Origin of the sequence: Candidatus Stygibacter australis (assembly GCA_030765845.1) — a bacterium.
Lineage (GTDB): Bacteria > Cloacimonadota > Cloacimonadia > Cloacimonadales > TCS61 > Stygibacter > Stygibacter australis.
In genome coordinates this window covers 1-3,399 of sequence record JAVCDJ010000139.1, presented here as the reverse complement: position 1 = coordinate 3,399, position 3,399 = coordinate 1, and the positions used below count along the sequence as shown (strand labels likewise).

Annotated in this window: 5 protein-coding genes; all 5 read right to left on the bottom strand. The window is 35.3% G+C overall.

Going from position 1 to position 3,399, the window contains the following annotated elements; genetic code table 11:
• On the bottom strand, window positions 1-299 hold a 299-nt coding region (locus RAO94_07050; protein MDP8322089.1), incomplete at its 3' end, for a hypothetical protein.
• Window positions 300-305: 6 nt separating this feature from the next.
• Window positions 306-1,313 (bottom strand): glycosyltransferase, encoded by a 1,008-nt coding sequence (locus RAO94_07045; protein ID MDP8322088.1) that lies wholly within the window; start codon window positions 1,311-1,313, stop codon window positions 306-308.
• Window positions 1,297-2,739 carry an NDP-sugar synthase gene (locus tag RAO94_07040; protein ID MDP8322087.1) on the bottom strand — a complete coding sequence of 481 codons (1,443 nt, stop codon included), beginning with the start codon at window positions 2,737-2,739 and terminating at the stop codon, window positions 1,297-1,299. The genes RAO94_07045 and RAO94_07040 overlap by 17 nt, the downstream gene beginning before the upstream one ends.
• Window positions 2,740-2,756: 17 nt before the next feature.
• A complete protein-coding gene (locus RAO94_07035) occupies window positions 2,757-3,101 on the bottom strand; it encodes an STAS domain-containing protein (protein MDP8322086.1) in 345 nt (114 codons plus the stop codon).
• Window positions 3,091-3,399, bottom strand: a 309-nt coding sequence (locus tag RAO94_07030; GenBank protein ID MDP8322085.1) for a hypothetical protein, incomplete at its 5' end; no start/stop codon positions are given. The genes RAO94_07030 and RAO94_07035, both read right to left, overlap by 11 nt.

Genomic DNA, 3,399 nt, shown 5'->3' with positions numbered 1-3,399 from the left:
ACCAGATTATTACGTCTATAAAAAGACTCCATAATTGTATTGGCATTCATATCCTGATACAAATACGGGATATTCTTTGTAGCAGTCATGCGCTTATCATATTTCACAAGCATCGCCGTTGCAGTCCACATGTCAATTTTATTGATTTTTGCATAAATACCAAACAGCATAAAAGTTACAAATGAGACAGCAAAAATAAAGATTATCTTCCTGCGGATAGTAATCAATATAATTCGCTTATCAAATTTAAATAACGAATTAGCTGAAGTTTCTTCTAAAGGAATAAAATTTTCATCCATAAAAGCCTACTTTGGAGGTTTTAGAGATAGCGAATCTCTAAGGATATTTTTACGAAATCTATCAAACGAAATACGGGAACGTAATCCCATTTTGTGGGTAAACACATTCTGCCATTCTTGATTGAAGCTGCGCCTTGTTTCCGTGTGATCATATATCTCCTGAATCAAATCAATGAACTTTTCCCTGTGTATCCTGATTATTTCCAATACTTTATCTCTTATCTGCTCACGGTTCGGCATATTGTCTATGAAGTAATATACTGCTTTTGATACCGCTTCTGCATCAGGTTCCACTAATTTTGCATAATCCTCCTGATAATAGATGTCTCGACCACCCAAACTAGGTGTTGATACCACCGGTAATCCCGAAAGAAGGTATTCTGTGCTCGCGAACATAGCACCTTCCAGATCAGAAAGACACAATCCAACCTGTGCCATATTCATATAGTTTGATACTTGAGTACCCCACACTTTTTCTTTATAAGCAGCGTGCTTCAGAATTTCTCTTGATTGAGTATAATAATCTATTTCGTCCGGTTTAAATGACCCAATTAAGAGTAGCTTTTTTATATTTTTTGCCAGAAAATGACGTTTTACCGGCGTGAATCGAGCCAGATAAATGGCGTCATATTTATGATCATTATCCAGAATATGATAACGATTTTCATCCAGAAAAGCGTTTTGATTGATAAACCGTGAATTTAATCCCAGCTCATTAAATCTGTCGTTTTCTTCTTCAGAATTATTCAAAAACCAGAAGTTCCAGTCAGGCTTTTCCTGAGAAATTTCTGAAATGATAGACTTGATCTCTTGACTGGCTTCAGGAGATTTATAATACCCAACTTGAAAAATGAACCAGACAGGATCATTCTGAGGTAATACTTTTTGCAGTTTATTCTTATTCTGCAAAAAATCATGCCAGTAGGTAGTAATGATAAGCGGATCAAAGCTGATCACATAGCAGCCTAACTGGTTATTTTTCAGATAATCCCGCAAATCATTTATCAAATTCACAATCTTCTCCCAGGTATAATGCAATTGATCGCCATTCACTGAATAATCTGCTTATCCAGAATTCGATGATCACTCTCATATCAAACAAAAAAGAACGCGTATGGATATATTCCAGTTCATCATTGATAAAATTCTCATGACAGCTATTATGAAGCATACTTCCAGGATAATTATATATCCCCGGAAAATAGGCTGGCAGCTCCATTAGTAATTTGATCCCATTAGCTTCCTGTGCGATCAGTTGATCTCCCACTAAGGATAATTTGCCGCTTAGCACTTTGAAATACAGAGGGTATAGATCCAAAGAAAATCTAAAGAAAAACCTTTTAAATATATTATATCCCGGTAGATTAAAAACAGGTAGTGCTTCTGCCTTTCCATGCTTATCCAAAAAATACTTTTTACTGGTTGACTTCATTCCAAAGATCACACAAAGAAATGATAATAGGGCATAAGGTAAAGTAGTGAGAATTATTAATATAGAAGTAAAAAAGCCATAAAGTAATCGCAAAATAGAATTCTCGATCAGATTATTTTGAATATCTGAAACCAGAAAACTATCTACTATCTGCATCACTTCCTCACTTATAGGATCAATTATCCTCTTTCGATATACAATTTTATTTATAATCTCCAATTCACTGCCAATATATGACCGGTCATAAATAATACTATCAGTAATCTGGGTTGAATGATCTATTATGACATTATTTCCCAGAATTACATTAGGACCGATCAGAGTATTCATCTGAATCTGAACATTATTACCTAATACAATAGGTTTATTATATTTGGTCGATTTTTTGTCAATGATGTTTTTACCTAGATAAGCGCCGTCCTCATTATTATAACCCGGTAATACATAATTTTCACGATATTTGGTGATCATTCCCATATTCAATTCATAGTACTTTCGAATTGAATTAATAAATTCTGCCCCCAGTTCAGGATTGTCTAATTCGGGTATTGTTTTGAAGTCTGTTTCCCTGATATCAACCACTTCCGGCAAATAATACAAATAGCAGTTACCTTCTGAAATGCAGCTCATTTTGTTCTTATCAATTAGCTGGTAATCTGAACTGCGCTTATTATATTTGATGAATTGATAACCATAGATGATCATTATTCCTTTTTCACAGAATTTCCGGTTTTTGGAAACAATTCGTTCCAGATTATCTTCCGGTTTGGCAAAGCTATATGTTAATTTTATCCCCCACTGAGTACCATCTCCAAAATATTCTTCCAGCTCCGATGCTGTTTCATGATTGATTACGCGTACCTCATTTACACCCAGCATTACACAAAAATCGATATAAAATTCCAGTAGGGGTTTATTGAGATATTTCAAGAAGTAGGGATTGATCCCTGGAAAAAAATCCTGCACCCACTTTGAATGGCTGGGAGGCGAATATATTAGGCATTTCATTCAGGTTTAAGTGAAAATTACTTCTTTTTTTCCTGCATTGCCTCCAGAGCAGTATCCACATCTTCGTAAACATCAAATATCCGATATGCCCGGGTTATATCAAATACCATTCGGGGTTTGGGCTGAAGATTAGCTATATACACGTCACCATCGACCTCTGATGCATGCTTGAACGCGCTGATTACTGCCCCCAGTCCTGTACTGTCGATAAATTCCAATTCAGAAAAATCCATAATGAAATAAATCGTCTCCTCGAGATATTTCACAAAGTTATCTTTCAATTCTCGTGCATTTGAGGCATCCAATCTTCCTATGATCTTGATAATGCCTATTCTCCCATCCTTCTGAAATTCAATTGTCATAATGTTCTCCTTGAATTATTGTTTGCATTTTTTTATAAAATATTTCACTGAATAATTTAGCTCCTTCATAATTAAGATGATCAGCATCTCGCAGATATTCACTGCTAAGACCCATACCTGTATAATCTAAATAATAAAATTTATCATCCCGGGTTTCCATCTCTTCCACAATCTCCATTAGTGCAAATTTATAACACTCCGGCACCATCGCCTCATATGCTGGCAATTTAGGCGTATTTACAGTTATCAGCCTAATCCCCTTTATATTACAATACTTATTTAGTCTCCGAAAATAGGG

What these genes read in the sequence shown, in the direction of transcription:
- RAO94_07040 (MDP8322087.1), bottom strand. Translation starts at nt 2,739, where the DNA reads ATGAAATGCCTAATATATTCGCCTCCCAGCCATTCAAAGTGGGTGCAG.
- RAO94_07035 (MDP8322086.1), bottom strand. Translation starts at nt 3,101, where the DNA reads ATGACAATTGAATTTCAGAAGGATGGGAGAATAGGCATTATCAAGATC.